The sequence below is a fragment of the Burkholderia sp. DN3021 genome (genome assembly GCF_049805555.1).
GTDB classification, from domain to species: Bacteria; Pseudomonadota; Gammaproteobacteria; order Burkholderiales; family Burkholderiaceae; genus Burkholderia; species Burkholderia pyrrocinia_C.
The window spans coordinates 40,139-62,156 of sequence record NZ_JBNCAB010000041.1 but is presented as its reverse complement, the minus strand read 5'-3'; the positions used below and the strand labels follow the sequence as shown (position 1 = coordinate 62,156).

Annotated in this window: 21 protein-coding genes and 2 pseudogenes; 9 read left to right on the top strand and 14 right to left on the bottom strand. The window is 66.0% G+C overall.

Annotated features, from left to right (window positions below; genetic code table 11):
- The coding region (locus ACPUER_RS20620) for a ComF family protein (protein ID WP_425131990.1) at window positions 1-245 on the top strand (245 nt) is incomplete at its 5' end.
- Between the two features lie 107 nt (window positions 246-352).
- Window positions 353-823 (top strand): tRNA (uridine(34)/cytosine(34)/5-carboxymethylaminomethyluridine(34)-2'-O)-methyltransferase TrmL, encoded by a 471-nt coding sequence (trmL, locus tag ACPUER_RS20615; RefSeq protein ID WP_034179112.1) that lies wholly within the window; start codon window positions 353-355, stop codon window positions 821-823.
- A gap of 22 nt (window positions 824-845) precedes the next feature.
- On the opposite strand, the gene ACPUER_RS20610 is transcribed toward trmL, so the two are convergent.
- From ACPUER_RS20610 to ACPUER_RS20590, 5 genes are all read right to left on the bottom strand, one after another.
- Complete coding sequence (locus tag ACPUER_RS20610) at window positions 846-1,370, bottom strand: O-acetyl-ADP-ribose deacetylase (protein ID WP_175963616.1); 525 nt, start codon at window positions 1,368-1,370, stop codon at window positions 846-848.
- A gap of 93 nt (window positions 1,371-1,463) precedes the next feature.
- A complete protein-coding gene (locus tag ACPUER_RS20605; RefSeq protein ID WP_425131989.1) occupies window positions 1,464-2,462 on the bottom strand; it encodes an NAD(P)H-dependent glycerol-3-phosphate dehydrogenase in 999 nt (332 codons plus the stop codon).
- Between the two features lie 25 nt (window positions 2,463-2,487).
- Complete coding sequence (gene secB, locus ACPUER_RS20600) at window positions 2,488-2,967, bottom strand: protein-export chaperone SecB (RefSeq protein ID WP_034179115.1); 480 nt, start codon at window positions 2,965-2,967, stop codon at window positions 2,488-2,490.
- A 107-nt stretch (window positions 2,968-3,074) separates the two neighbouring features.
- Window positions 3,075-3,335 carry a glutaredoxin 3 gene (grxC, locus tag ACPUER_RS20595; protein ID WP_034179116.1) on the bottom strand — a complete coding sequence of 87 codons (261 nt, stop codon included), beginning with the start codon at window positions 3,333-3,335 and terminating at the stop codon, window positions 3,075-3,077.
- On the bottom strand, window positions 3,332-3,754 hold the full coding sequence (locus ACPUER_RS20590; RefSeq protein WP_310135282.1) for a rhodanese-like domain-containing protein: 423 nt from the start codon (window positions 3,752-3,754) through the stop codon (window positions 3,332-3,334). Before ACPUER_RS20590 ends, grxC begins: the two co-directional genes overlap by 4 nt.
- A gap of 134 nt (window positions 3,755-3,888) precedes the next feature.
- On the opposite strand from ACPUER_RS20590, the gene gpmA reads away from it, so the two are divergent.
- The 3 genes from gpmA to ACPUER_RS20575 all read left to right on the top strand — a co-directional run bounded on the left by gpmA (window position 3,889) and on the right by ACPUER_RS20575 (window position 7,307).
- Window positions 3,889-4,635: a 2,3-diphosphoglycerate-dependent phosphoglycerate mutase gene (gene gpmA, locus ACPUER_RS20585; RefSeq protein ID WP_175963615.1), complete on the top strand. Its 747-nt coding sequence runs from the start codon at window positions 3,889-3,891 to the stop codon at window positions 4,633-4,635.
- Window positions 4,636-4,885: 250 nt separating this feature from the next.
- On the top strand, window positions 4,886-6,433 hold the full coding sequence (locus ACPUER_RS20580; RefSeq protein ID WP_425131988.1) for a S41 family peptidase: 1,548 nt from the start codon (window positions 4,886-4,888) through the stop codon (window positions 6,431-6,433).
- A 121-nt stretch (window positions 6,434-6,554) separates the two neighbouring features.
- Window positions 6,555-7,307, top strand: a complete 753-nt coding sequence (locus ACPUER_RS20575) for a HesA/MoeB/ThiF family protein (protein ID WP_072437288.1) — start codon at window positions 6,555-6,557, stop codon at window positions 7,305-7,307.
- 97 nt (window positions 7,308-7,404) lie between these two features.
- On the opposite strand, the gene ptsP is transcribed toward ACPUER_RS20575, so the two are convergent.
- The 7 genes from ptsP to ACPUER_RS20540 form a co-directional block, all read right to left on the bottom strand.
- Entirely contained in the window at window positions 7,405-9,177 is a 1,773-nt protein-coding gene (gene ptsP / locus ACPUER_RS20570) for a phosphoenolpyruvate--protein phosphotransferase (protein ID WP_131949220.1), read from the bottom strand.
- A gap of 201 nt (window positions 9,178-9,378) precedes the next feature.
- Entirely contained in the window at window positions 9,379-9,648 is a 270-nt protein-coding gene (locus ACPUER_RS20565; protein WP_072437289.1) for an HPr family phosphocarrier protein, read from the bottom strand.
- Window positions 9,649-9,721: 73 nt separating this feature from the next.
- Window positions 9,722-10,192: a PTS sugar transporter subunit IIA gene (locus ACPUER_RS20560; protein ID WP_034179121.1), complete on the bottom strand. Its 471-nt coding sequence runs from the start codon at window positions 10,190-10,192 to the stop codon at window positions 9,722-9,724.
- 233 nt (window positions 10,193-10,425) lie between these two features.
- Window positions 10,426-11,382 (bottom strand): glutathione synthase, encoded by a 957-nt coding sequence (gene gshB, locus ACPUER_RS20555; protein ID WP_310135289.1) that lies wholly within the window; start codon window positions 11,380-11,382, stop codon window positions 10,426-10,428.
- Window positions 11,383-11,409: 27 nt separating this feature from the next.
- Window positions 11,410-12,699 (bottom strand): glutamate--cysteine ligase, encoded by a 1,290-nt coding sequence (gene gshA, locus ACPUER_RS20550; RefSeq protein ID WP_034179123.1) that lies wholly within the window; start codon window positions 12,697-12,699, stop codon window positions 11,410-11,412.
- A gap of 243 nt (window positions 12,700-12,942) precedes the next feature.
- Window positions 12,943-14,460: an ammonium transporter gene (locus ACPUER_RS20545; RefSeq protein ID WP_425131987.1), complete on the bottom strand. Its 1,518-nt coding sequence runs from the start codon at window positions 14,458-14,460 to the stop codon at window positions 12,943-12,945.
- A gap of 37 nt (window positions 14,461-14,497) precedes the next feature.
- On the bottom strand, window positions 14,498-14,836 hold the full coding sequence (locus tag ACPUER_RS20540) for a P-II family nitrogen regulator (RefSeq protein WP_006398175.1): 339 nt from the start codon (window positions 14,834-14,836) through the stop codon (window positions 14,498-14,500).
- A gap of 354 nt (window positions 14,837-15,190) precedes the next feature.
- Here ACPUER_RS20540 and ACPUER_RS20535 point away from each other — a divergent pair, with 354 nt between their 5' ends.
- The gene (locus ACPUER_RS20535) at window positions 15,191-15,442 is read left to right on the top strand and encodes an accessory factor UbiK family protein (RefSeq protein ID WP_034179125.1); all 252 of its coding nucleotides are present in this window, start codon (window positions 15,191-15,193) and stop codon (window positions 15,440-15,442) included.
- A 308-nt stretch (window positions 15,443-15,750) separates the two neighbouring features.
- The gene (locus ACPUER_RS20530) at window positions 15,751-17,355 is read left to right on the top strand and encodes a YifB family Mg chelatase-like AAA ATPase (protein WP_310135296.1); all 1,605 of its coding nucleotides are present in this window, start codon (window positions 15,751-15,753) and stop codon (window positions 17,353-17,355) included.
- Between the two features lie 329 nt (window positions 17,356-17,684).
- Here ACPUER_RS20530 and ACPUER_RS20525 read toward each other — a convergent pair.
- Both ACPUER_RS20525 and ACPUER_RS20520 read right to left on the bottom strand, forming a co-directional pair.
- Window positions 17,685-17,834, bottom strand: a pseudogene (locus ACPUER_RS20525) (TolC family protein); the annotation flags it as partial.
- A pseudogene (locus ACPUER_RS20520) lies at window positions 17,816-17,929 on the bottom strand (IS30 family transposase); the annotation flags it as partial. The pseudogenes ACPUER_RS20520 and ACPUER_RS20525, both read right to left, overlap by 19 nt.
- 1,441 nt (window positions 17,930-19,370) lie before the next feature.
- Here ACPUER_RS20520 and ACPUER_RS20515 point away from each other — a divergent pair.
- Together ACPUER_RS20515 and ACPUER_RS20510 are read left to right on the top strand one after the other, a co-directional pair.
- Window positions 19,371-19,913, top strand: a complete 543-nt coding sequence (locus ACPUER_RS20515) for a hypothetical protein (protein ID WP_425131986.1) — start codon at window positions 19,371-19,373, stop codon at window positions 19,911-19,913.
- 19 nt (window positions 19,914-19,932) lie between these two features.
- Window positions 19,933-22,014, top strand: coding sequence for a ferritin-like domain-containing protein (locus ACPUER_RS20510; RefSeq protein ID WP_425131985.1), 2,082 nt, complete (start codon window positions 19,933-19,935; stop codon window positions 22,012-22,014).
- The last annotated feature ends 4 nt before the right edge of the window (window positions 22,015-22,018 follow it).

The following is a 22,018-nucleotide window of genomic DNA, read 5'->3' as shown; positions in this document are numbered from 1 at the left end:
CGGATGCGGCACTGCTCGCGCGGGTCGCCGACACCGCGCCGCAGTCGCGGCTCGCCCTGCGCGCGCGGCGCGACAACGTGATGTCGGCATTCGCGGTGGCCGGCGACGTCGCGGGCCGCCACGTCGCGCTCGTCGACGACGTGATGACGTCCGGCGCGACGTTCGCGGCCGCCGCGCACGCATTGAAGGCGGCAGGCGCCGCGCGCGTGACGAATCTGGTTGCGCTGCGCACCGCCAGGGATTAATTAAATAGAGAGGCCGGCCGCCTGCACGCGGCCGCGGCCGTCACGAACCGGCCGGCCGGGAACGAGCGCGCGTTGCTCCGCCCCGGCCGGCCCAGCCAAACCGAAACATGTTCAACGTCGTCCTCGTCGCTCCCGAAATTCCGCCGAACACCGGCAACGTGATCCGCCTGTGCGCCAACACCGGCGCGCACCTGCACCTGATCGAGCCGCTCGGCTTTCCGCTCGACGACGCACGGATGCGCCGCGCCGGCCTCGACTATCACGAATATGCGCAGATGCGCGTGCACCGCGACTGGGACGCGTTCGTCGCGGCCGAATCGCCCGATCCCGCGCGGATGTTCGCGTTCACGACACGCGGCTCGGGCCGCTTCCACGATCATGCGTTCCTGCCGGGCGACTGGTTCGTGTTCGGCTCGGAGACGCGCGGCCTGCCCGCCGCGCTGCTCGAACGCTTCCCGAACGAACAGCGCGTGCGCCTGCCGATGCGGCCGGACAACCGCAGCCTGAACCTGTCGAACACGGTCGCGGTGGTCGTGTTCGAGGCGTGGCGCCAGGCCGGCTTCGAAGGCGGCGCATGACGCATGCGCGGCGCGGGCCGCGTCAGGCCCGCGCGAGCCGCGCGCAATACAGGTCGTGGATGTCGGGGGAAAAGCACGCGAACACCACGCGTGCGAGGCTCGGCGCCTGCGGCAGCATTTCGACGACGGTGCCGACTGCAATGTCGACGGCCTCGCCGGCCGGATAACGGTAGATGCCGCAACTGATCGCCGGAAACGCGATCGACGTCGCGGCCACCTCTTCGGCCAGCTCGATCGCGCGCCGATAGCACGATGCGAGCAGGTCGGGCTCGCCGCGATCGCCGCCGTGCCACACCGGCCCGACCGCATGGATCACGTAGCGCGCCGGCAGCCCGTGGCCGCGCGTGAGCTTCGCGTCGCCCGTCTCGCAGCCGCCGAGCGTGCGGCACTCGGCGAGCAGGCCGGGGCCGGCCGCGCGGTGGATCGCGCCGTCGACGCCGCCCCCGCCGAGCAGCGAGCCGTTCGCCGCGTTGACGATCACGTCGACATCGAGCGTCGTGATGTCTACGAGTTGCGCATCTAGCGTGGTGGAATGGATCTGCAGCATGACAACCTCCCGAAACGCCGGAGACTTGTTCAAGCGTAGTGCGCTTTGGCGCCGCGCGCTTGGCGCGACCGCGCCGGGCGGCGCCCGGCCGTGCTACTCGGCGCGCGCGTCGCGCCGCAGCAGGCCGCTGACGGCGTCGCGCGGCGCGATGCCGTCGAACAGCACGCCGCACACGGCTTCGGTGATCGGCATTTCGATCGACTGCGCGTGCGCGATCGCCAGCACGGCCTGCGCGCAGCGCACGCCTTCGGCCACGTGGCCGAGCGCACCGAGGATGTCGTTCAGCGTGCGGCCGGTCGCCAGTTGCAGGCCGACCGTGCGGTTGCGCGACAGGTCGCCCGTCGCGGTGAGGATCAGGTCGCCGAGGCCCGTGAGGCCCGTGAAGGTTTCCGCGCGGCCGCCGAGCGCGACGCCGAGCCGCGACATTTCGGCGAGGCCGCGCGTGATCAGCGCGGCGCGCGCGTTCAGCCCGAGGCCAAGGCCGTCGGAAATGCCAGTTGCGATCGCGAGCACGTTCTTCACCGCACCGCCGACCTCGACGCCGACCACGTCGTCGCCCGTATAGATCCGCATCGCGCCGTGATGGAACGCGGCGAGCGTGCGCTCGCGGCATTCGGCGGACGCGCTCGCCACCGTCAGCGCGACGGGCAGCGACTGCCCGACCTCGCGCGCAAAGCTCGGCCCCGACAGCACGCCGTTGCTGCGCTGTTCGGGCAGCTCGGCCGCGATCACCTGATGCGGCAGCAGATGCGTGTCGGCCTCGAAGCCCTTGCAGACCCAGACGATGTGCGCAGGCACGCAGCCTGCGTCGTGCATCGCGTGGCACAGCGTGCGCAGGCCGGCCACAGGCGCGGCGATCACGCACAGCGCGTCGTCCGCTGCGCCATGCGCGAGCGCGGCGCCGAGATCGGCGTCGTAGCGCAATGCGTCAGGCAGCGCGATGCCGTCCAGATAGCGGGAATTTTCGTGCCGGGCCTGCAGCCCGGCGATGAGCGCGGCGTCGCGCGCCCACAGAAGCGTATCGTGCCGCGCGGCCAGATGGCCCGCGAGCGCGGTGCCCCAGGCACCGGCGCCGAGAACGGCTACTTTCATACCCAGCACCGGTCCGTGCGAAACGTCAGTTCAGCGTCGTGCCGTTCGGCGCGCCTGCGGCGCCGGCCTGCTGCTGAAGCTGCGCGAGACGCTGCTCGTACAGCGCCTGGAAGTTGATTTCCGCCAGGTGGATCGGCGGGAAGCCCGCGCGCGTGATCGCGTCGGCGATGTTCGAGCGCAGGTACGGGAACAGGATCGTCGGGCAAGCGATGCCGACCAGCGGGTCGAGCTGTTCGTCCGGAATGTTGCGAATGTCGAAAATGCCGGCCTGCTTCGCTTCGATCAGGAACGCGACCTTGTCCTTCACCTTCGCGGTGACGGTACCCGACACGACGACTTCGAACACGCTTTCCGCGAGGCGGTCGGCCTTGACGTCGACTTCGACTTCAACCGACGGCATGTCCTGCTCGAGGAAGATAGCCGGCGAATTCGGCTGCTCGAGCGACATATCCTTCAGGTAGACGCGCTGGATGTTGAAGAACGGTTGGTTTTCGACGTCGGACATGGTGTTTCCCTAAAAGTGGTGACGGAGCGGCCCGGCTTCTCGCCGGCCGCCACGGATGAATCCTGCGCGCCCGAGCCGCGGCGCAGCCGGCGGCCATTCTGCCCTAATCAGGCCGCTTGCAGAAGCGGCGCGAGCCCGCCTTCGCGGTCGAGCTTCGACAGATCGTCGTAGCCGCCGACGTGCGTGTCGCCGATATAGATCTGCGGCACCGTGCGGCGCCCCGTGCGCGTCATCATTTCCTCGCGGCGCGCCGGATCGCGGTCGATCAGCACCTTTTCGATCTGCTCGACACCGCGCAGCTTCAGCAGGCGCTCGGCCTGCATGCAATACGGACACACCTGCGTGCTGTACATCAGAACCTTGTTCACTTCGCTACTCCTTGTTTGACGACCGGCATCCCGGCCTGCTGCCAGGCAGCCACGCCGCCCTCGAGCACGTGCACCTCGGCGTAGCCCGCCGCCTCGACCTCGCGCGCCGCCTTCTGCGACTGCTGGCCATTCTGGCAGACGAGCAGCACCGGCGTGCTCTTGTTCTTCGCGACCTGCGCGATCTTCGCGCCGATCTCGCCCGCCGCGACCTGACGCGCCGACGGCAGGTGGCCGGCGGCGAAATCGGACGCGGCGCGCACGTCGATCACGACAGCATTGCGGCGGTTGATGAGCAGGGTGGCCTCCGCGGCCGACAGGCCGCCGCGGCCGCGGCGCAGGGCGGGCCACGCCAGCAGGCCGCCGGATACCAGCAGGATCGCGATGAGGGCCAGGTTCGTGTAATCGGTAAAGAACGTCACGGAATTCCGCCGGAAAAAGAGAAATCGGATGAGGACAATCCCGCCATTATAAAATAACCGCCTTGCGCGATGGCGGGCCCCGGTCGGGTGCCGCGCGACGCGCACCGCTTCCTTCACTACCGACCGCAAGATCCATGTACAAACTCGTTCTCATCCGCCACGGCGAATCGACGTGGAACAAGGAAAACCGCTTCACCGGCTGGGTCGACGTCGACCTGACCGAACAGGGTCGCAACGAGGCCTACCAGGCCGGCGAATTGCTCAAGGAGGCCGGCTACACGTTCGACATCGCGTACACGTCGGTGCTCAAGCGCGCGATCCGCACGCTGTGGCACGTGCAGGACCGGATGGATCTCATGTACCTGCCGGTCGTCCACTCGTGGCGCCTGAACGAGCGCCACTACGGCGCACTGTCGGGGCTGAACAAGGCGGAAACGGCCGCGAAGTTCGGCGACGACCAGGTGCTCGTCTGGCGCCGCAGCTACGACACGCCGCCGCCCGCGCTCGAACCGACCGACGAGCGCGCGCCGTTCAACGACCCGCGCTATGCGAAGGTGCCGCGCGAGCAACTGCCGCTCACCGAGTGCCTGAAGGACACGGTCGCGCGCGTGCTGCCGCTGTGGAACGAATCGATCGCGCCCGCGGTCCGCGCCGGCAAGCAGGTGCTGATCGCCGCGCACGGCAACTCGCTGCGCGCGCTGATCAAGTACCTCGACGGCATCTCGGACAGCGACATCGTCGGCCTGAACATCCCGAACGGCGTGCCGCTCGTGTACGAACTCGACGAGGACCTGAAGCCGATCCAGCACTATTACCTCGGCGACCAGGACGCGATCGCGCAGGCGCAGGCCGCCGTCGCGAAGCAGGGCAAGGCGGGCTGACGCCCGTCGCGCCGGGCGAGCCGCGTCCGGCGCGGCACGCCGCGCGAACCTTCGCGGCCCCGCTGCGGTCGAATCCGCTTTCGAACCCGCAGCGCGCCCGGCGGCGCCCCGCCGGGCCTGCTCCGGGCCCGGCTCATGGCACCTGTTCGCCGCTTTTCGCGGCGTTCCACTGAGTTATCGGACGAACAGTTATACTTGTCCGCTACATCCCCGCTACCGCCACGCGCTTCCCGACCGCACCAGACTCTCTATGCGAATGAAATTGAAGAACATCGGCCTGATTGCCGCGGGCCTCGCCACGGGCGTGTTCGCCACGCTGCAGATTTCCGCGTCGGCCGAGCAGACCGCCACGGCGCCGCTTCCCCTCGACCAGCTCCGCCTGTTCGCGGAAGTATTCGGCCAGATCAAGCGCGAGTACGTCGAACCGGTCGACGACAAGAAGCTGCTGACGGCGGCGATCAAGGGCATGGTGTCGAGCCTCGATCCGCACTCGTCGTTCCTCGACAAGACCGACTATGACGAGCTGCAGGAGCAGACGAAGGGCCGCTTCGCGGGTCTCGGCATCGAGATCTCGCAGGAAGACGGCCTCGTCAAGGTGATCTCGCCGATCGAGGACACCCCCGCATTCCGCGCCGGCATCCGTCCGGGCGACCTGATCACGCGCATCAACGACAAGCCGGTGCGCGGCATGACGCTCGACAAGGCCGTCAAGCAGATGCGCGGCGAGCCGGGCACCAAGGTCACGCTGACGATCTTCCGCAAGAGCGACGACCGCACGTTCCCGGTCACGGTCACGCGCGCGATCATCAGGGTCCAGAGCGTGAAGATGAAGATGCTCGACCCGGGCTACGCATATATCCGCATCACGAGCTTCCAGGAGCGCACGACGCCCGATCTCGCCGCGAAGCTGCAGGACATCGCGCGCCAGCAGCCGAACCTGAAGGGCCTGGTCCTCGACCTGCGCAACAACGGTGGCGGCCTGCTGCAGAGCGCGGTCGGCGTTGCCGGCGCGTTCCTGCCGCCCGACTCCGTCGTCGTGTCGACCAACGGCCAGATCCCCGATTCGAAGCAGGTCTACCGCGATACGTACGACAACTATCGCCTGCCGTCCTTCGACGGCGATCCGCTGAAGAACCTGCCGCCGGTCTTCAAGACCGTGCCGATGATCGTGCTGACGAACGCGTATTCGGCGTCCGCGTCGGAAATCGTCGCCGGCGCGCTGCAGGATTCGAAGCGCGCGCAGATCATGGGCAAGACGACGTTCGGCAAGGGCTCGGTGCAGACGGTTCGCCCGATGACGGCCGACACCGCGCTGCGCCTGACGACCGCGTATTACTACACGCCGAGCGGCCGCTCGATCCAGAACAAGGGCATCGCGCCCGACGTGCCGGTCGATCAGTACGCGGACGGCGATCCGGACGACGTGCTCGTGACGCGCGAGGTCGACTACACGAACCACCTCGCGAACACGCAGGACCCGAACGAGAAGAAGGAACAGGAAGAGCGCGAGCAGCGCCGGATGGATCAACTGCGCGTCCTCGAAGAGCAGAACGACAAGAAGACGCCGGAGCAACGCCAGAAGGATCGCGATCGCAAGCCGATCGAGTTCGGCAGCGCCGACGACTTCATGATGCAGCAGGCGCTCAACAAGCTCGAGGGCAAGACCGTCCAGGAATCGAAGTCGCTGCTCGCCGAGAGCACGACGAAGAGCCCGGCCGGCAAGGCTGCCGCGGCCTCGAAGGCATCGGGCGCGGGCGCGAAGCCGGCCGCACCGAAGCCCGCGTCGGCGCCGAAGTAAGCGCCGGCCGGCATCCGACGGGCCATCGCGGGAAGACCGCGATGGCCCGTTTTTCATGTGCGCCTAGAATACGCAGATACGCCCGCGCCACCGGCGGCGGCATGCTTCGCCCGATCTCCCCATGAACGACGATCAACTCCTTCGCTACTCCCGCCACATCCTCGTCGATGAAATCGGCATCGAGGCGCAGCAGCGCTTTCTCGACGCGCACGCGATCGTCGTCGGCGCGGGTGGCCTCGGCTCGCCTGCCGCGATGTACCTCGCGGCATCGGGAGTCGGCACGATCACGCTCGTCGACGCCGATACCGTCGACCTCACGAACCTGCAGCGGCAGATCCTGCACGTGACGGCATCGGTCGGCCGCGCCAAGGTCGAATCGGGGCGCGACGCGCTCGCGCAACTGAACCCCGAGGTGAAGGTGAACGCGGTCGCGGAGCGCGTCGACGACGCGTGGCTCGACGCGCACGTGCCGGCCGCGACCGTCGTGCTCGACTGCACCGACAACTTCGCGACGCGGCATGCGATCAACCGCGCGTGCGTCGCGCACGGCGTGCCGCTCGTGTCGGGCGCCGCGCTGCGCTTCGACGGCCAGATCAGCACGTTCGATTTCCGCGATGCAACCGCACCCTGCTATGCGTGCGTGTTTCCGGAAGACCAGCCGTTCGAGGAAGTCGCATGCGCGACGATGGGCGTGTTCGCGCCGACGGTCGGGATCATCGGCGCGATGCAGGCCGCCGAAGCGCTGCGCGTGATCGGCGAAATCGGCACGACGCTCAACGGGCGGCTGATGATGCTCGATTCGCTGCGGATGGAATGGACGACGATGAAAATCGCGCGCCAGGCCGACTGCCCCGTGTGCGGGGGCCGGCACTGACGCGCGTCGGACGCATGCGCCGGCCGGCGCATGCATGACCCTTCACGGCGGTTAGCGGCGACGCTGGCGCCTGAGCGGCATAAGCGGCATAAGCGACCTAAGCGGCCGCATCCGCGCGCGGCTCGGCGACCGACAGCCGCTTCAGCGCCGCCTGCACTTCCTCCGGCTCGAATGCGGCAAGCACGTCGGCCGTCGGTTTCTCGAGCGCCTTCAGGTGCGCGCGCAGGATCTCCTGCTTCACGACGAGCAGCTGGCTCGGGTGCATCGAGAACTCGGTGAGCCCCATCCCGAGCAACAGGCGCGTGAGCGCCGGATCGCCCGCCATCTCGCCGCACACCGACACGGACACGCCCGCGCGCTTCGCTTCGCGCAACGTATAGGAGATCAGGTGCAGCACGGCCGGATGCAGCGGGTCGTACAGGTGCGCGACCGCGTTGTCCGCGCGGTCGATCGCGAGCGTGTACTGGATCAGGTCGTTCGTGCCGATCGACAGGAAATCGAACCGCTTCAGGAACAGCGGCAACGCGATCGCCGCGGCCGGAATCTCGATCATCGCGCCGATGCGCACGTTCGGATCGTACGCGAGCCCCGCGTCGTCGAGCTGGCGCTTCGCCTCGCGGATCAGGTCGAGCGTCTGGTCGATCTCCTGCGCGTGCGCGAGCATCGGGATCAGGATCTTCACCTGGCCGAACGCGGACGCGCGCAGGATCGCGCGCAACTGCGTGAGGAACATCTGCGGCTCGGACAGGCTCCAGCGGATCGCGCGCAGGCCGAGCGCCGGGTTCGGCGCCGTCTCGTAGCCCTCGTCGAGCGCCTCGAGCGGCTTGTCCGCGCCGACGTCGATCGTGCGGATCGTCACCGGCATGCCCTTCATCCACTCGACGGCCCGCTTGTATGCGGCGAACTGCTCCTCCTCCTCCGGCATCTCCTTCTGATGCATGAACAGGAACTCGGAGCGGAACAGGCCGACGCCGACCGCGCCGGCCTCGACGGCCGCCTTCGCGTCGTCGGGCAGCTCGATGTTCGCGTACAGGTCGATCTTGGTGCCGCACAACGTTTGCGTCGGCGAGAATTTCAGGCGCTGCAGCTTGCGTTGCTCGAGCAGCTTCTCGGACTGGCGGTACGAATATTCCTCGAGGACGATCGGCGCGGGATCGACGATCACGATGCCCTGGTCGCCGTCGACGATGATCAGGTCGTCCTGGCGGATCAGCGCGCTCGCATGCTGCACGCCGACCGCGGCCGGAATGCCGAGGCTGCGCGCGACGATCGCCGTGTGCGACGTGCGCCCGCCGAGGTCGGTGACGAACGCCTGGAACGACTGCGTCTTGAACTGCATCATGTCGGCCGGCGCGATGTCGTGCGCGACGACGATCATCTCGTTGGTGCCGTTCGCGGCCGCGCGGTCGAGCGCCTGCGACGCGGACGGCGCACCGGCGAGTGCCTTCAGCACGCGCTCGACCACCTGCTCGATGTCGGCCTTGCGCTCGCGCAGGTATTCGTCCTCGATGTCGTCGAAGTGGCGCGTGAGCAGCTCGAGCTGCTCGGTCAGCGCCCACTCGACGTTGTAGCGGCGCGTGCGGATCAGGTCGATGGTTTCCTGCACGAGCATCGCGTCGCTCAGGATCATCATGTGGACGTCGATGAATGCGCCCACTTCGCTCGGCGTGTCGTCGGTCAGGTCGGCGCGCAGCGCTTCGAGTTCGTGATGCACGACGTCGAGCGCCGTGCGGAAACGCTCGACTTCGGCGTCGATCTGGTTCGCCTCGATCAGGTAATGGGCGACGTCGAGCGCCGCCGGCGCGATCAGATACGCTCGCCCGATCGCGATACCTCGTGAGACGGGAATGCCTTGCAGCGTGAAGGACACGCGCACCTCCTCTGTACAAGTAAAGCCGCGGCACACTGCTGCGATGCGCTTATGACCCCGGTTAGCGATTATAAATTCCGCGACTCCCCGCTGACTGCATGCACTGCAGCATTGCGCATTCCACATCAATGCTTCCGACGAAAAAAATGCCGCGAAATCCGCGGCATTCTGGCTGGAAACGGCAACGATCCCGCGCGATGGTTACTGGCCTTCGCCGAACTTGTCGGCGATCAGCTTCAGCAGCGCGTCCATCGCTTCCCGCTCGTCGGCCCCTTCGGTCTCGATCGTCACGGTGCTGCCGATGCCCGCCGCCAGCATCATCACGCCCATGATGCTCTTCGCATTGATCTTGCGCCCGTTGCGTGTCATCCAGACTTCCGACTGGAAGTTGCCGGCCAGTTGCGTAAGCTTGGCCGATGCGCGCGCATGGAGCCCCAATTTATTGACGATGGTGGTTTCTTGTTGAAGCATGATTCTCGGTCGGGTCGGTCGGGACCGCCGGCGTCGCGCGTCGGCGGTGCTGTCTAAAACGGAAAACGGATGATCAGTGCGATTCGGTGCGCGGTTGCGGTTCGGGCGGAATCGGCGCGCACTGGCCGCAGCCGGCTTCCGTCGGCGGCGGCGGCGTGCCGGCCGCCACTTCGTGGACGCCCTTCGCGCCGCCGGACAGCGCCTTGTCGACGAGCTTGTCGAGCGGCACGGTGCGATAGCAGACGGCCCGCACGAGCATCGGCAGGTTCACGCCCGCCAGCACGCGCACGTTGTCGATCTTCGCGAGCTGGCCCGCGATGTTCGCGGGCGTCGCGCCGTACATGTCGGTCAGCACGACCACGCCGTTCTCTTCCTTGAGCCGCGCGAGTTCCGCGTGCGCGAACGCCATCACCTGGGTCGGATCGCTGTCCGCCATCACGTCGATACAGCCGATGCGCGCGGGCACGCCGCCGTAGATGTGCGCGATGCAGTCCCGCAGCGCGGTGGCGAGCGGTGCGTGCGCGATGATCAGGATCCCGGCCATGTCAGATCGCTCCCGGCCGCCCCTGGCGGGCCGATACCCCGCGGCGGGGCAATGAGCGTAGCGAGTGTGGGAAACGTTTCATGTTCAGCCTTGCAACAGTGTCGGCCCGACCGCCGGGCCTTCGGTGCGCCGATCACGGCACCGGGCGAGCGGGCATTGTAGCAGGCCGGTCAAGCTGCTCCGGCGACGGGGGACCTGCGCGGGCCGCCGCCGGGGTTGCGCGGGAAAACGGCCTACGCGGCCGCACGCTCCAGCGCGTCGATGAACATCGCGGCGACGTCGAAGCCCGTCTGCTCCATGATCTCGCGGAAGCACGTCGGACTCGTGACGTTCACCTCGGTCAGCCAGTCGCCGATCGCATCGAGGCCGACCAGCAGCAGCCCGCGCGACGCGAGCACGGACCCGAGCGTCCGGGCGATCTCGCGATCGCGGGCAGTCAGCGGCTGCGCGACGCCGAGCCCGCCCGCGGCGAGATTGCCGCGTACCTCGCTGCCCTGCGGAATCCGCGCGAGCGAATACGGCACGGGCTCGCCCGCGATCAGCAGGATCCGCTTGTCGCCGGCCTTGATCTCGGGAATGAACTTCTGAATCATCAGCGAACGCGTGCCGTCGTGGCCGAGCATCTCGATGATCGCGCCGAGATTCATCCCGTCGGCCTTCACGCGGAACACGCCCATCCCGCCCATCCCGTCGAGCGGCTTCACGATCACGTCGCCGTGCTCGGCGTGGAACGCGCGCAACCGCGCGGCATCGCGCGTGACCAGCGTCGGCGCGACGAATTGCGGAAACTCGCCGATCGCCAGCTTCTCCGAATGGTCGCGGATCGACTGCGGCTTGTTGAACACCCGCGCGCCCGCGCGCTCGGCGAGTTCGAGCATCCACGTGGCCGTCACGTACTCCATGTCGAACGGCGGATCCTTGCGCATCAGCACCGCGCCGAACGACGTCATTTGACGGGATTCATGCGCGGCCGCCTCATACCACGGATGACGATGCAGGTCGGCCGTATCGCCGACGATCGTCACGCGCTGCACGTCCGCCTCGACGCCCGACCCGGTCCACGCAAGCTGGTGCGGCTCGCACGTGTAGATCACGTGCCCGCGCCGCGCGGCCTCCGCCATCATCGCGTAGGTCGAATCCTTGTAGATCTTGAAGCGCTCGAGCGGGTCGGCGATAAAGAGAATGTCCATGCGGGTCCTGTACGTAGCGAAGGTCCGTTACACCTGGATGGCTTCGGGATCGGTCTTTTCCAGTTCGATCGACGACGCGATCAGCGACAGCCGCGCGACGACGCCGTACATGTAGAAACGGTTCGGCGGCGCGGCGCCCGGCTTGGCGCCGGCATCCGGCAGCGCGGTGTGCTCGAAGCCGAGCGGCACGTAGTGCATGCCGGGCGCGTTCAGGTTCTGGTCGCGCTCGCGGCCGCCGTGCGTGCGGTAGAAACCGCCGACCACATAGCGGTCGATCATGTACACGACGGGCTCGGCCACTTCGTCGCCGACGCGCTCGAACGTATAGACGCCTTCCTGCACGATCACGTCGCGCACCGCGAGGCCGGCCTTCGACTCGGCCATCTGCGCGCGCTCGGCCTTCGACATGCGGCCGATCTCGGCCGCGTCGTGCACGGTCATCACGCCGCGCCCCGCCGTGCCCGCGTCGGCCTTCACGACGACGTACGGCTTCTCGCTGATCCCGTATTCGCGGTACTTGCGCGCGATCTTCTTCAGCACGCCGTCGATCGCATCGGCGAGCGCCTGCTCGCCTTCATGCGCCTGCCAGTCGACCCCCTCGACGTGCGCGAAATACGGATTCACCATCCACGGATCGACGCCGACCATCTTCGCGAACTTCTTCGCGACGTCGTCGTAGCACGAGAAGTGCGTCGACTTGCGGCGCACGGCCCAGCCCGCGTGCAGCGGCGGCAGCAGGTACTGCTCGTGCAGGTTTTCCAGCACGGCCGGGATGCCGGCCGACAGGTCGTTGTTCAGCAGGATCGAGCACGGATCGAAATTCTTCAGGCCGAGGCGGCGCTGCGAACGCTCGAGCGGTTCGAGCACGATCTTCTGGCCGTCGGCCAGCGTGATCGGCGTCATGTCGGTGATGCTCGGGTCGAGTGAGCCGAAGCGCACGTTCAGGCCGGCCTGGCGCATGATCGTCGCGAGCCGCGCGACGTTTTCCAGGTAGAACGCGTTGCGGGTCGGCAGCTCGGGAATCACGAGCAGGTTCTTCGCGTCCGGGCAGATCTTCTCGATCGCGGCCATCGCGGCCTGCACGGCGAGCGGCAGCACTTCGGACGGCAGATTGTTGAACGCGCCGGGGAACAGGTTCGCGTCGACGGGCGCCAGCTTGAAGCCGGCGTTGCGCAGGTCCACCGAACAATAGAACGGCGGGGTATGTTCCTGCCATTCGAGCCTGAACCAGCGTTCGATCGCAGGCGTCGCGTCGAGGATCTTCCGCTCGAGTTCGAGCAGCGGACCGTTCAACGCGGTAACGAGGTGGGGAACCATGAATCACTCGCGAGCGGGAGAATGAAGATTGTAGAGCAATTGCCCTGTCCATTTGGGGATTGTTCCCGGCTTCGCAAGGGTTTGGGGGAAGTTTTCGGCTATTGACCCGATAGCGCGAAGGGTTATGCGCTACGGCAGCACGCGGCAGGAGAAAAAAAGCCCGCCGGGTGGGCGGGCCGAAGTCGCTGCGCTCATTCGTGGCGGGCGCCGTCTCCGCGGCGGCCCGCCGTGCGTCCTTACGACTTATTCGACATGCTCGCCGTGCAGGATCACGTCGAGGCCTTCGCGCTCTTCCTCTTCGGACACGCGCAAGCCCATCGTCAGGTCGATCAGCTTCAGCAGCACGAAGCTCAGCACGCCGCTGTAGACCAGCGTGATCAGCACGCCCTTCGCCTGCAGCAGCAGGCTGCCGTCGGCGCCGCCGATGTCCTTGACCGCGAACACGCCCGTCAGCAGCGCGCCGAGAACCCCGCCCACGCCGTGCACGCCGAACGCGTCGAGCGAATCGTCGTAGCCGAGCTTCGACTTGAGCCACGTGGCCGACCAGAAGCAGATCACGCCCGCCGCGATGCCGATCACGAGCGCGCCCGCCACGCCGACGAAGCCGGCGGCCGGCGTGATCGCCACGAGACCCGCGACCGCGCCCGACACGATACCGAGCACCGACGGCTTGCCCTTCGCGATCCATTCGGCAAACATCCAGCCGAGCGCCGCGCAGGCCGTCGCCACTTGCGTGGTCAGCATCGCGAAGCCGGCACGGCCGTCGGCCGCGACCGCGGAGCCCGCGTTGAAGCCGAACCAGCCGACCCACAGCATCGAGCCGCCGATCATCGTCAGCACGAGGTTGTGCGGCGCCATCGATTCGCGACCGTAGCCGACGCGCTTGCCGAGCACCAGGCACGACACGAGGCCCGCGATACCGGCGTTGATGTGCACCACCGTGCCGCCCGCGAAGTCGAGCACGCCGTCGGCCGACAGCCAGCCGGTCGGCTCCCACACCATGTGCGCGATCGGCACATAGACGATCAGCGACCAGAGCGTCATGAACACGAGCATCGCCGAGAACTTCATCCGGTCGGCGAACGCACCGCAGATCAGCGCCGGCGTGATGATCGCGAACGTCATCTGGTAGACGAAGTAGACCGATTCCGGAATCGTCGTCGCCAGGTGGCTGACGGTCAGCGTCGTCGCCTTGTCGCCCTTGATGTAGTTCATCCCGTGCAGGAACACGCGCGACAGGCCGCCGATGAAGCCGTTGCCCGGCGTGAACGCGAGGCTGTAGCCGACCACCGTCCACAGCACCGTGATCACCGCGGTGATCGCGAAGCTCTGCATCACGGTCGCGAGCACGTTCTTCTTGCGGACCATGCCGGCGTAGAACAGCGCGAGGCCGGGGATCGTCATGAACAGCACGAGCGCGGTGGAGGTCAGCATCCACGCGGTGTCGCCGGCGCTGATCTTCGACGAATCGACGGAGAACGGCGCGGTCGGCGCGGCGGGTGCGGCCGGCGCAGACGCTGCGGCGGCGGCCGATGCGTCGGCGACAGCGCCCGAAGCCGGTGCGGCTGCGGCCGCTGCGGCGGATGCGTCGGTTGCAGCCGGCGCCGAAGCTGCCGGAGCAGCGGCAGCCGATGCGTCGGAAGCCGTTGCGGCGGGCGCGGACGCAGCCGCGGCGGACGCCGCGTCGTCGGCGAGCGCGGGGCCGACGCCGGCCGCGATCAGCGAGCCGGCCATCAGCAGGGACATCAGAAGTTTGCGCATCTTGGGTTTCCTCTTGTCGCTTGTCTTGTCTGTTCTGTTACAGCGCGTCAGCGCCCGTCTCCCCGGTGCGAATCCGGATCACTTGTTCGATCGGCGTGACGAAGATCTTGCCGTCGCCGATCTTGCCGGTGCGCGCGGCCCGCTCGATCGCCTCGACCGCCTGGTCGACGAGATCGTCGGACACGGCCGCCTCGATCTTCATCTTCGGCAGGAAATCGACCACGTATTCGGCGCCGCGATACAGCTCGGTATGCCCTTTCTGGCGCCCGAACCCTTTCACCTCCGTCACCGTGATACCCGAGACGCCGAGCGCCGACAGCGCTTCGCGCGTCTCATCGAGCTTGAACGGCTTGATGATTGCGGTAATGAGTTTCATGAAGTCCTCTCGCTGGGTTGTCCCGTCGAATTGGTTGGATGTTGTAACGGACTCTTCTCAGCAACTCGCATGCCATGTTCGTCCGAGCGCCGTCTCGAAGGGCTCTGTAACGGGGTCGCATCCCGTGATGTAAGGCGCGGAAGCCCGGCCGAATGGCCAACATGGCCCGGTTTGCTGGCGCGGCGAAAGGATCGTTGCTAGAGTGCACGCACGTCCCGGCTCGCCGGGACATTCACCCATGCGGGCGCCATGCCCGGAATTCGCGCTCCGGGCGCACCATTTCCGGTCATGCGTGCATCATGGGCACGTACGCAACTGAAGATGCACAATTTTTGTGCAAGGAAGGGGAATCACATGAAGCAACCCAGCGACGTTTTCCACGATCTGCAGTCGCGCGTCAGCGATCTGCTGAAAAACTCGCCGGCCAAGGACGTCGAGCGCAACGTGAAGGCCATGCTGTCGCAAGGCTTCTCGAAGCTCGATCTCGTCACGCGCGAGGAATTCGACACGCAGGCGCAGGTGCTCGCCCGCACCCGCGTGCGCCTCGAGGAACTCGAAAAGCGCGTCGCGGAGCTCGAGCAGAAGCTCGCGGCACCGCAGGCCTGACGCCCGCCACCCGACCGCAAGGTCCGGGGGGGGGGGGGCCCCCCCCCCCCCCCCCCCCGCGGGGGGGGGGGGGGGGGCGCGCCGCCCGCCCCCCCCCCCCCGCCGCCCCGAAGCCGTACCGCCGTTCTTCGTAGTCCGTCGTTCTTCGCAGCTCCCCGCTCTTCGCTGTTCATCGCTCTTCGCAGTCCGTCGATCCGCAGTCCCTCGTTCTTTCCCCGCGCCACGCCGGCAAGCGCGCACCGATTCCTCCGATTCCCGCGGCATGCGGCCCCGACGGCCGTCGCCCGTCCGTTTACAGGAGCCTCGCCATGTCGCTCGCCGTGGTGCGCAGTCGCGCGCCCGCATCCGGCCGCGCGCCGGACGTTACCGTCGAAGTCCATCTCGCCAACGGGTTGCCGTCGTTCTCGATCGTCGGCCTGCCCGATCTCGAAGTCCGCGAAAGCCGCGAGCGCGTCCGCGCCGCGCTGCAGAACTGCGGATTCGAGTTCCCCGTGCGCCGCATCACCGTCAACCTCGCGCCGGCCGATCTGCCGAAGGAGTCGGGCCGGTTCGACCTGCCGATCGCGCTCGGCATCCTCGCCGCGAACGGCCAGATCCCGGCCGATGCGCTGGCCGGCCGCGAATTCGCGGGCGAGCTGTCGCTGACCGGCGCGCTGCGGCCGATGCGCGGCGCGTTCGCGATGGCGTGCGGTGCGGCACGGGACTGGCGCGCGAGCGAAACCGGATCGGGCCTCGGTTCCGGTCCGGGCCCGGATTCGGTCGCCCTGTCCGGCTCCGCGGCAACGGCGCGCCCGCCCGAGCTGTACCTGCCGCTCGACAGCGCGGCCGAGGCGGCGCTCGTGCCGGGCGTCACGGTATTCGGCGCGCCCGACCTGCCCGCGCTGTGCGCACACCTCGCCGATGCGCCCGACGGGCGACTGATGCCGGTCGCGGCGCCCTGCCTCGACGGCCTGCCGGCGCCAGCCGCGCCCGACCTCGCGGACGTGGTCGGCCAGCGCGGCGCCCGGCGCGCGCTGGAAGTCGCCGCCGCGGGCGGTCATCACATGCTGATGGTCGGCCCGCCGGGGGCCGGCAAGTCGATGCTGGCCGCGCGGTTGCCTGGCCTCCTGCCGCCGCTGACCGACGACGAGGCGCTGACGTCGGCCGCGCTCCTTTCCGCGAGCCGCCTCGGCTTCTCGCCCGCGCAATGGCGCCGGCGGCCGTTCCGCGCGCCGCATCACTCGTCGAGCGCCGCCGCGCTGGTCGGCGGCCGCAACCCGCCGCAGCCGGGCGAAATCACGCTCGCGCACCTCGGCGTGCTGTTCCTCGACGAACTGCCGGAATTCGACCGACACGTGCTCGAGATGCTGCGCGAGCCGCTGGAAGCCGGCCGCATCACGATCTCGCGCGCAGCGCAGCAAGCCGACTTCCCGGCCGCGTGCCAGTTGATCGCCGCGATGAACCCGTGCCCGTGCGGCTGGCACGGCGATCCGTCCGGGCGCTGCCGCTGCACGCCGGACGTCGCCGCTCGCTACCTGCGCAAGCTGTCGGGGCCGCTCGTCGACCGCATCGACATCCAGATCGACCTGCCCGCGCTGTCGCCGGCCGAACTCGCGTCGCGCGCGTCGGCGCCCGGCGAGCCGAGCGCAGCGGTGGCCGCGCGGGTTGCGCAGGCGCGCGCGCTGCAACTCGGCCGGCAGGGCAAGACGAATCACATGCTGAGCGGGCGCGAGACCGACGACCTGTGCCGGCCGACCGACGAAGGCGAGCGGCTGCTGCGCGAGGCCGGCGAGCGCTTCGGCTGGTCGGCGCGCGCGTATTTTCGCGTGCTGAAGGTCGCGCGGACGATCGCCGACCTGGCCGGCGACCCGCTGCCGACGGCCACGCAGATCGCCGAGGCGATCCGCTACCGGCGCGTGCTTACGTCGCTCTGAGCGCCGTCGGAGGACAAAATCCGGCTGCCGAGACTTGATCTATGCACAATTTCGCGAATCCGGCCCCGGATTGCAGCTCGCCGGGGCCCACTCATCGAAAAATTCGCATCTCTTTGTTTTTATTGATTTTTCAAAACCCGACGAATTGTAAAACGGGTCAGAGGGTCGCCCGGCGCGGTTCGGCAGCCCCGCGAAATCACGCTGTTCCTCGACGAATTTGAGGTTAGGTGTTCTTTTAGGTTGTATGTCTGCTTTATATATCTATCGAGACACTTTGGGGAATACCGGGGGGAGGTCAACATTTGCTTGTGGACAAGTCATACACCCCCTCAGCCATTCACACGCCAGAGTCCGAGCCTACCAAGGCTCGCTGCTAGCCCGAGGCGCGCGGTCCGCCACTTCGACAAAGCAACCGCACGCTGCTTTTGCGCATCGGCGAGAGCCATCTGTGCGTTCAGCAATTCAGTGAATACTCCCACGGGTCGCAGAAGTACGCGCGCACGCCGGTGGCGGCGCTCAATTCAGCGTGCCGGACCATCTCTCGGCCCTGATCATAGGTCAGCGTCTGACGCAGCGGCGCCACCAGGGTTCGCCGCGTCGTCGGTGGCGCACGGGATCAGGCCACCCGCGATGCACGCGTAGTCAGGGGCGTGCAGATTACGGTATTGCTGGCGCCCTGCACAAGGGAGCCTTAGTCATCATTCATTTCAAATCGGGTCAATCAGTCGACCGCACAATTCGAACGACTACAGTCGAGGTGCTTACGCGCCGCCCCCTCTTACAGGCCGTATCTAGTCAAAGAACTCAATCAGCGCGATTGGAGTGCAGCCGATTACGCGCGATTACATCCTGCCAGTTCGATCGCCCGCAAGCACTTCCCTGGCAACCGATTACGGGATAGACGCCATAATTTCCTCAAGTGTTGTTTACACAATCTCCGGATATCGACTCCGGGAAATTCGGACGTTTGGAATCTATATTTTTATCTTATTTTTTGCAACCCCACGTACATTAAACAATTGTTACGTCAAGACAGTGCCAAGGCAAAATTACAAATGAAAACGATATAACGCGAACCCAAGCCAAGTGCGAGCCTCATGAAAAATGCTGAAAACTCATTTTGCCGATCACTTTTCTCCTGTGAAGATTCGAGGCAAAAGTCCACAGTCGATGGCTCGCGCATACGAGCCGCTTATTTCGTCCGATAGCCCGATAATAGCCGGCACACGGATTCCGTCGCTGCCTCGTTAGCATCGACCGTATCAGTGTGTTGCATCGGCTTCACACAGAGCTCGCCGACCCACGTCACGGGCCACTCACTCAAGCCGCCGACAGCGATGTATTCCACATCAGCTCGCCCTGGGCGGTGATTCCGGCGAGCCGTGCAGGCTGCGGGGCACTTTGCCATTCAGCCCGCTCGTCCAGTGCGCCCGGCGCTTGAATAACCCAGTAAAACTCCCCCGACGACCAACCCGTCTCTTTGCACCATCTCACACCTTGCGCAAAATCGCTTCGTCAACTCGATGGTAGCCGAGATCGTCGGCAGACAAACGTGGTCAGTGATTTTCTTGTCGAAATTCCCATCGAATCTCACTATTTGCGCCGCAAGATCGAAAGCACCGTTATGAATTTCCGCTGACGATTTGTAAGGGCGTTAACCAGGATCGGATCACTCATGAAAACACACCTGTCCACCGATATTCTCATCGAGATGGCGCCCATACCCGGCCAAGGAAAGTTTCATCACTTTCAAGAGCACTCATTTCAGGGTCAGATAATCGGCCACCGAAAACTCAACCTGTCAACGTTAACAGCTATTCCTTTATCTTCTCGGCGAGTGGAATCAACGAAAATTCGCGGGCCTGCCGTTTAGATCCTAGAATTGTCGAAAACCAACGTCGGCAACTACCATTTAAGGCGGGCATATGGACCGGGGATTTCCATCGCAAGCGGTTACGGTCGCTGCGAATCAAACCTGGCACTCGACGGGAATCACGGTCGACGGCGACCTTGGCGTGACCATCGCCTATCAATCCGGCATGTGGCAAGTGGATGACGACGGCGTGGACTTCGATGCGAACGGTAACCCGATGTACGACGCCTCTGGTAGCAGTGCTCCGTTACCCGGCTGCGCGGTAGGCGGGCTTGTCGGGCGGATCGGCACGGGCCATCCGTTCCGGGTCGGCGACGGTCCCACGGTAGTTCCGAAAGGCGAGTCGGGCCCGCTCGAGCTGGTCATCAATGACGATCTGACCTACACGTCAAATCCGAACCAAGCGCTCGTTGACGCGCTCGCCATCCAAGCACCGAGCGATTTCATAACGTTGGCCGTCAGCTCTTCCAACGGAAACGGCGCTGTCGGCAATATCGGCTTCGAACAAAAGAACAGCAATGTCACCGCCTACGACTTTACCTGCTGGCTGGAAAGTTTTGATGGGGGAACCAGCTTTCCGCAGCTGCAATACACCCAGACCATCACGATGCTCCTGACGGTACGCGGCGGCCGCGCGTCCTTCCCGCATGTGACGGCCAATACGTTGACGAAGAAATCATCATGACCGACCTGGAGAAATGAGCATGTCCCATCTCGCCTCAACGGACAAAGATATTCCCGTGCGCCCCCTCAGCGACGCAGAGCAACGCCTGGTGCGCCATATCGACGAGCATTGGAATCGCGCCCGCGCGTTGACGGAATTGCGCGACGGGTTGCAGACCGCGGTCGAGATCGAACTGGCGACGGTGCCGCTCTATTTGTTCGCCTACTACTCGATCAACCGCACCCCGGAAGGCTTTCCGGCAACGGACCTGTCCCGCTTCGCCGGCCAGGCGGGGGGCATCATGATGAGCGTGGCTGTCGAGGAAATGCTGCATTTGTCCTTGTCGTCCAACATGCTTTATTCGCTCGGCGTACAGCCCCAGCTCTATTTGCGCTCGCCCTCACCGTACCCGACCGACCTACCCGGTCATGCGAGGCTCGGCCCGGACCATAAGCCAATGGCGCTTCCGCTGGCTAAATTCTCGTCCGAGCAGTTATGGCATTTCCTCGAAGTCGAATACCCGGCCGCAGCGGACGCCCCGCCCGAGCTGAACAATTGGCAAACAATCGGCCAGATCTATTCCTACCTTCGGTGCATCATTAGCTCGCAGCACATCACCGACGACGATTTCAAAGCGGGGCGGGCGCCGGCCCAGATCCAGCCGTCCAACTATTCGCCGAACAATATCGACTCGGTCTATCCGACTGCCAGCTTCAATTTCGGTTGCCCGGTACCGACACCGGTTGGCGGCTCCGCGGCGAACGCAGCCGCCTATGCGAGCCGCGGCGACAGCCATGCCGGCCGCAGCGCGCTGATGACCATTGCGTCACGCCAAGATGCTTTGAAGGCGATCCAGACGATCGACGCCGAAGGCGAAGGCTTCGGCCCTCACAAGTTCGACGATGAGTCGCATCACGAACTCTCGCATTACTACAAGTTCCTGACTTTGCAATCGCAACTCGCAGGCTACGATCCCCACGACGAAAAACTGCCGAACCTGCCGCCTCCGCCGCCGCCGGCGGCACGTCAGTTCGGCCGCGAAGAGCTGGCAAAAATCATGTTCGATTTTCCCGACAATCCGGTGGCCGCCGCATACCCGCCTGGGCGCCGCGAGCTCGCCGACATCGTCAGCGGCCTATATCAGTACATGCTGATCATGACCGAGAGCATCTTCCTCATTGAACCAAGTCAGCAGAAGCTGTATTTCAATCAAACGCTGCACCGATCGATGATTTGGATCCTGGATAAGGTCATCCAGGCCATGCGGAAAATCCCCTTGTCCGGGACCGACAGCTACCCCAGCACTTTAAAGTTGGCGCCGACTTTCGAGAATATCAATCTTGGCCCGCGTAACCAGGCCTTCGCTACGCTGGTCGCGATGTGTAACGGGATGGACGCCAAATATGGCAGCGAATCTTGGTACAGCAGCGACGCGCAATACTTCGTCGACATGATCCCCTCGTTGCCGGATGTCAGCGGCCTATGGCAGGCACAGCCCGATCAGCCGACCTTGGGCAAGCCCGGCTGCGATGTCAGTAAGTATCAGGGCATTCCAGTGTTCCCCGGGGCGCCGCCCGCGCCGGGCGTCTTACTGCCTGGCGAGGTACGGCATGCCTGTATGGGACTGAACCAATGCAAGGGGCAAGGCCGTACTCGTGATAACGCGTGCGCAGGCCAAGGGTATTGCTCGACCGCGCTTGAATTCAACTTTGCCGAACCGAACTCGCCAAGCGTATCGGATCACACCTGTCGCGTCCAAAACGCGTGTGCAGGTCAAGGTGGTTGCGGCCTGTATGGCACAGGACGGGAGCAGGAAGCGCCTGGTGCGAACGCTTGCTCCACACAAGGCTGCTGTGCCACGCCGATCAATGCCGAGCGCTTCAGCACCGACGGGCGCAACCGCGGCAAGAGCGTCTGGCTGCGTGCACGTGAAGTGTTCGCCGAGCAAACCTGGCCCGAACTGCGCAAGAAAAACGCGGCGTTGCCGCCCCAGCCGCCACAGCCACCGCATCCCGAATTGTTCCAGTACGGCCCGACCATCGAATGGATCCAGGAATATAGCGGTCATGGCATGACGGCGTGCGGCTCCAGCGGCATGAGCGGCGCCGGCAGCTGCAGCTAAGGAG

Excerpts from the sequence above, each read along its gene's own strand:
- ACPUER_RS20545 (WP_425131987.1), bottom strand. The coding sequence starts at position 14,460 with ATGCGCAAACTTCTGATGTCCCTGCTGATGGCCGGCTCGCTGATCGCG.
- ACPUER_RS20565 (WP_072437289.1), bottom strand. The coding sequence starts at position 9,648 with ATGCTTCAACAAGAAACCACCATCGTCAATAAATTGGGGCTCCATGCG.
- ACPUER_RS20510 (WP_425131985.1), top strand. The coding sequence starts at position 19,933 with ATGTCCCATCTCGCCTCAACGGACAAAGATATTCCCGTGCGCCCCCTC.
- trmL (WP_034179112.1), top strand. The coding sequence starts at position 353 with ATGTTCAACGTCGTCCTCGTCGCTCCCGAAATTCCGCCGAACACCGGC.
- ACPUER_RS20575 (WP_072437288.1), top strand. The coding sequence starts at position 6,555 with ATGAACGACGATCAACTCCTTCGCTACTCCCGCCACATCCTCGTCGAT.
- gshA (WP_034179123.1), bottom strand. The coding sequence starts at position 12,699 with ATGGTTCCCCACCTCGTTACCGCGTTGAACGGTCCGCTGCTCGAACTC.
- ACPUER_RS20605 (WP_425131989.1), bottom strand. The coding sequence starts at position 2,462 with ATGAAAGTAGCCGTTCTCGGCGCCGGTGCCTGGGGCACCGCGCTCGCG.
- secB (WP_034179115.1), bottom strand. The coding sequence starts at position 2,967 with ATGTCCGACGTCGAAAACCAACCGTTCTTCAACATCCAGCGCGTCTAC.
- gpmA (WP_175963615.1), top strand. The coding sequence starts at position 3,889 with ATGTACAAACTCGTTCTCATCCGCCACGGCGAATCGACGTGGAACAAG.
- ACPUER_RS20530 (WP_310135296.1), top strand. The coding sequence starts at position 15,751 with ATGTCGCTCGCCGTGGTGCGCAGTCGCGCGCCCGCATCCGGCCGCGCG.
- gshB (WP_310135289.1), bottom strand. The coding sequence starts at position 11,382 with ATGGACATTCTCTTTATCGCCGACCCGCTCGAGCGCTTCAAGATCTAC.
- ACPUER_RS20540 (WP_006398175.1), bottom strand. The coding sequence starts at position 14,836 with ATGAAACTCATTACCGCAATCATCAAGCCGTTCAAGCTCGATGAGACG.
- ACPUER_RS20610 (WP_175963616.1), bottom strand. The coding sequence starts at position 1,370 with ATGCTGCAGATCCATTCCACCACGCTAGATGCGCAACTCGTAGACATC.
- ACPUER_RS20580 (WP_425131988.1), top strand. The coding sequence starts at position 4,886 with ATGCGAATGAAATTGAAGAACATCGGCCTGATTGCCGCGGGCCTCGCC.
- ACPUER_RS20560 (WP_034179121.1), bottom strand. The coding sequence starts at position 10,192 with ATGGCCGGGATCCTGATCATCGCGCACGCACCGCTCGCCACCGCGCTG.
- ACPUER_RS20535 (WP_034179125.1), top strand. The coding sequence starts at position 15,191 with ATGAAGCAACCCAGCGACGTTTTCCACGATCTGCAGTCGCGCGTCAGC.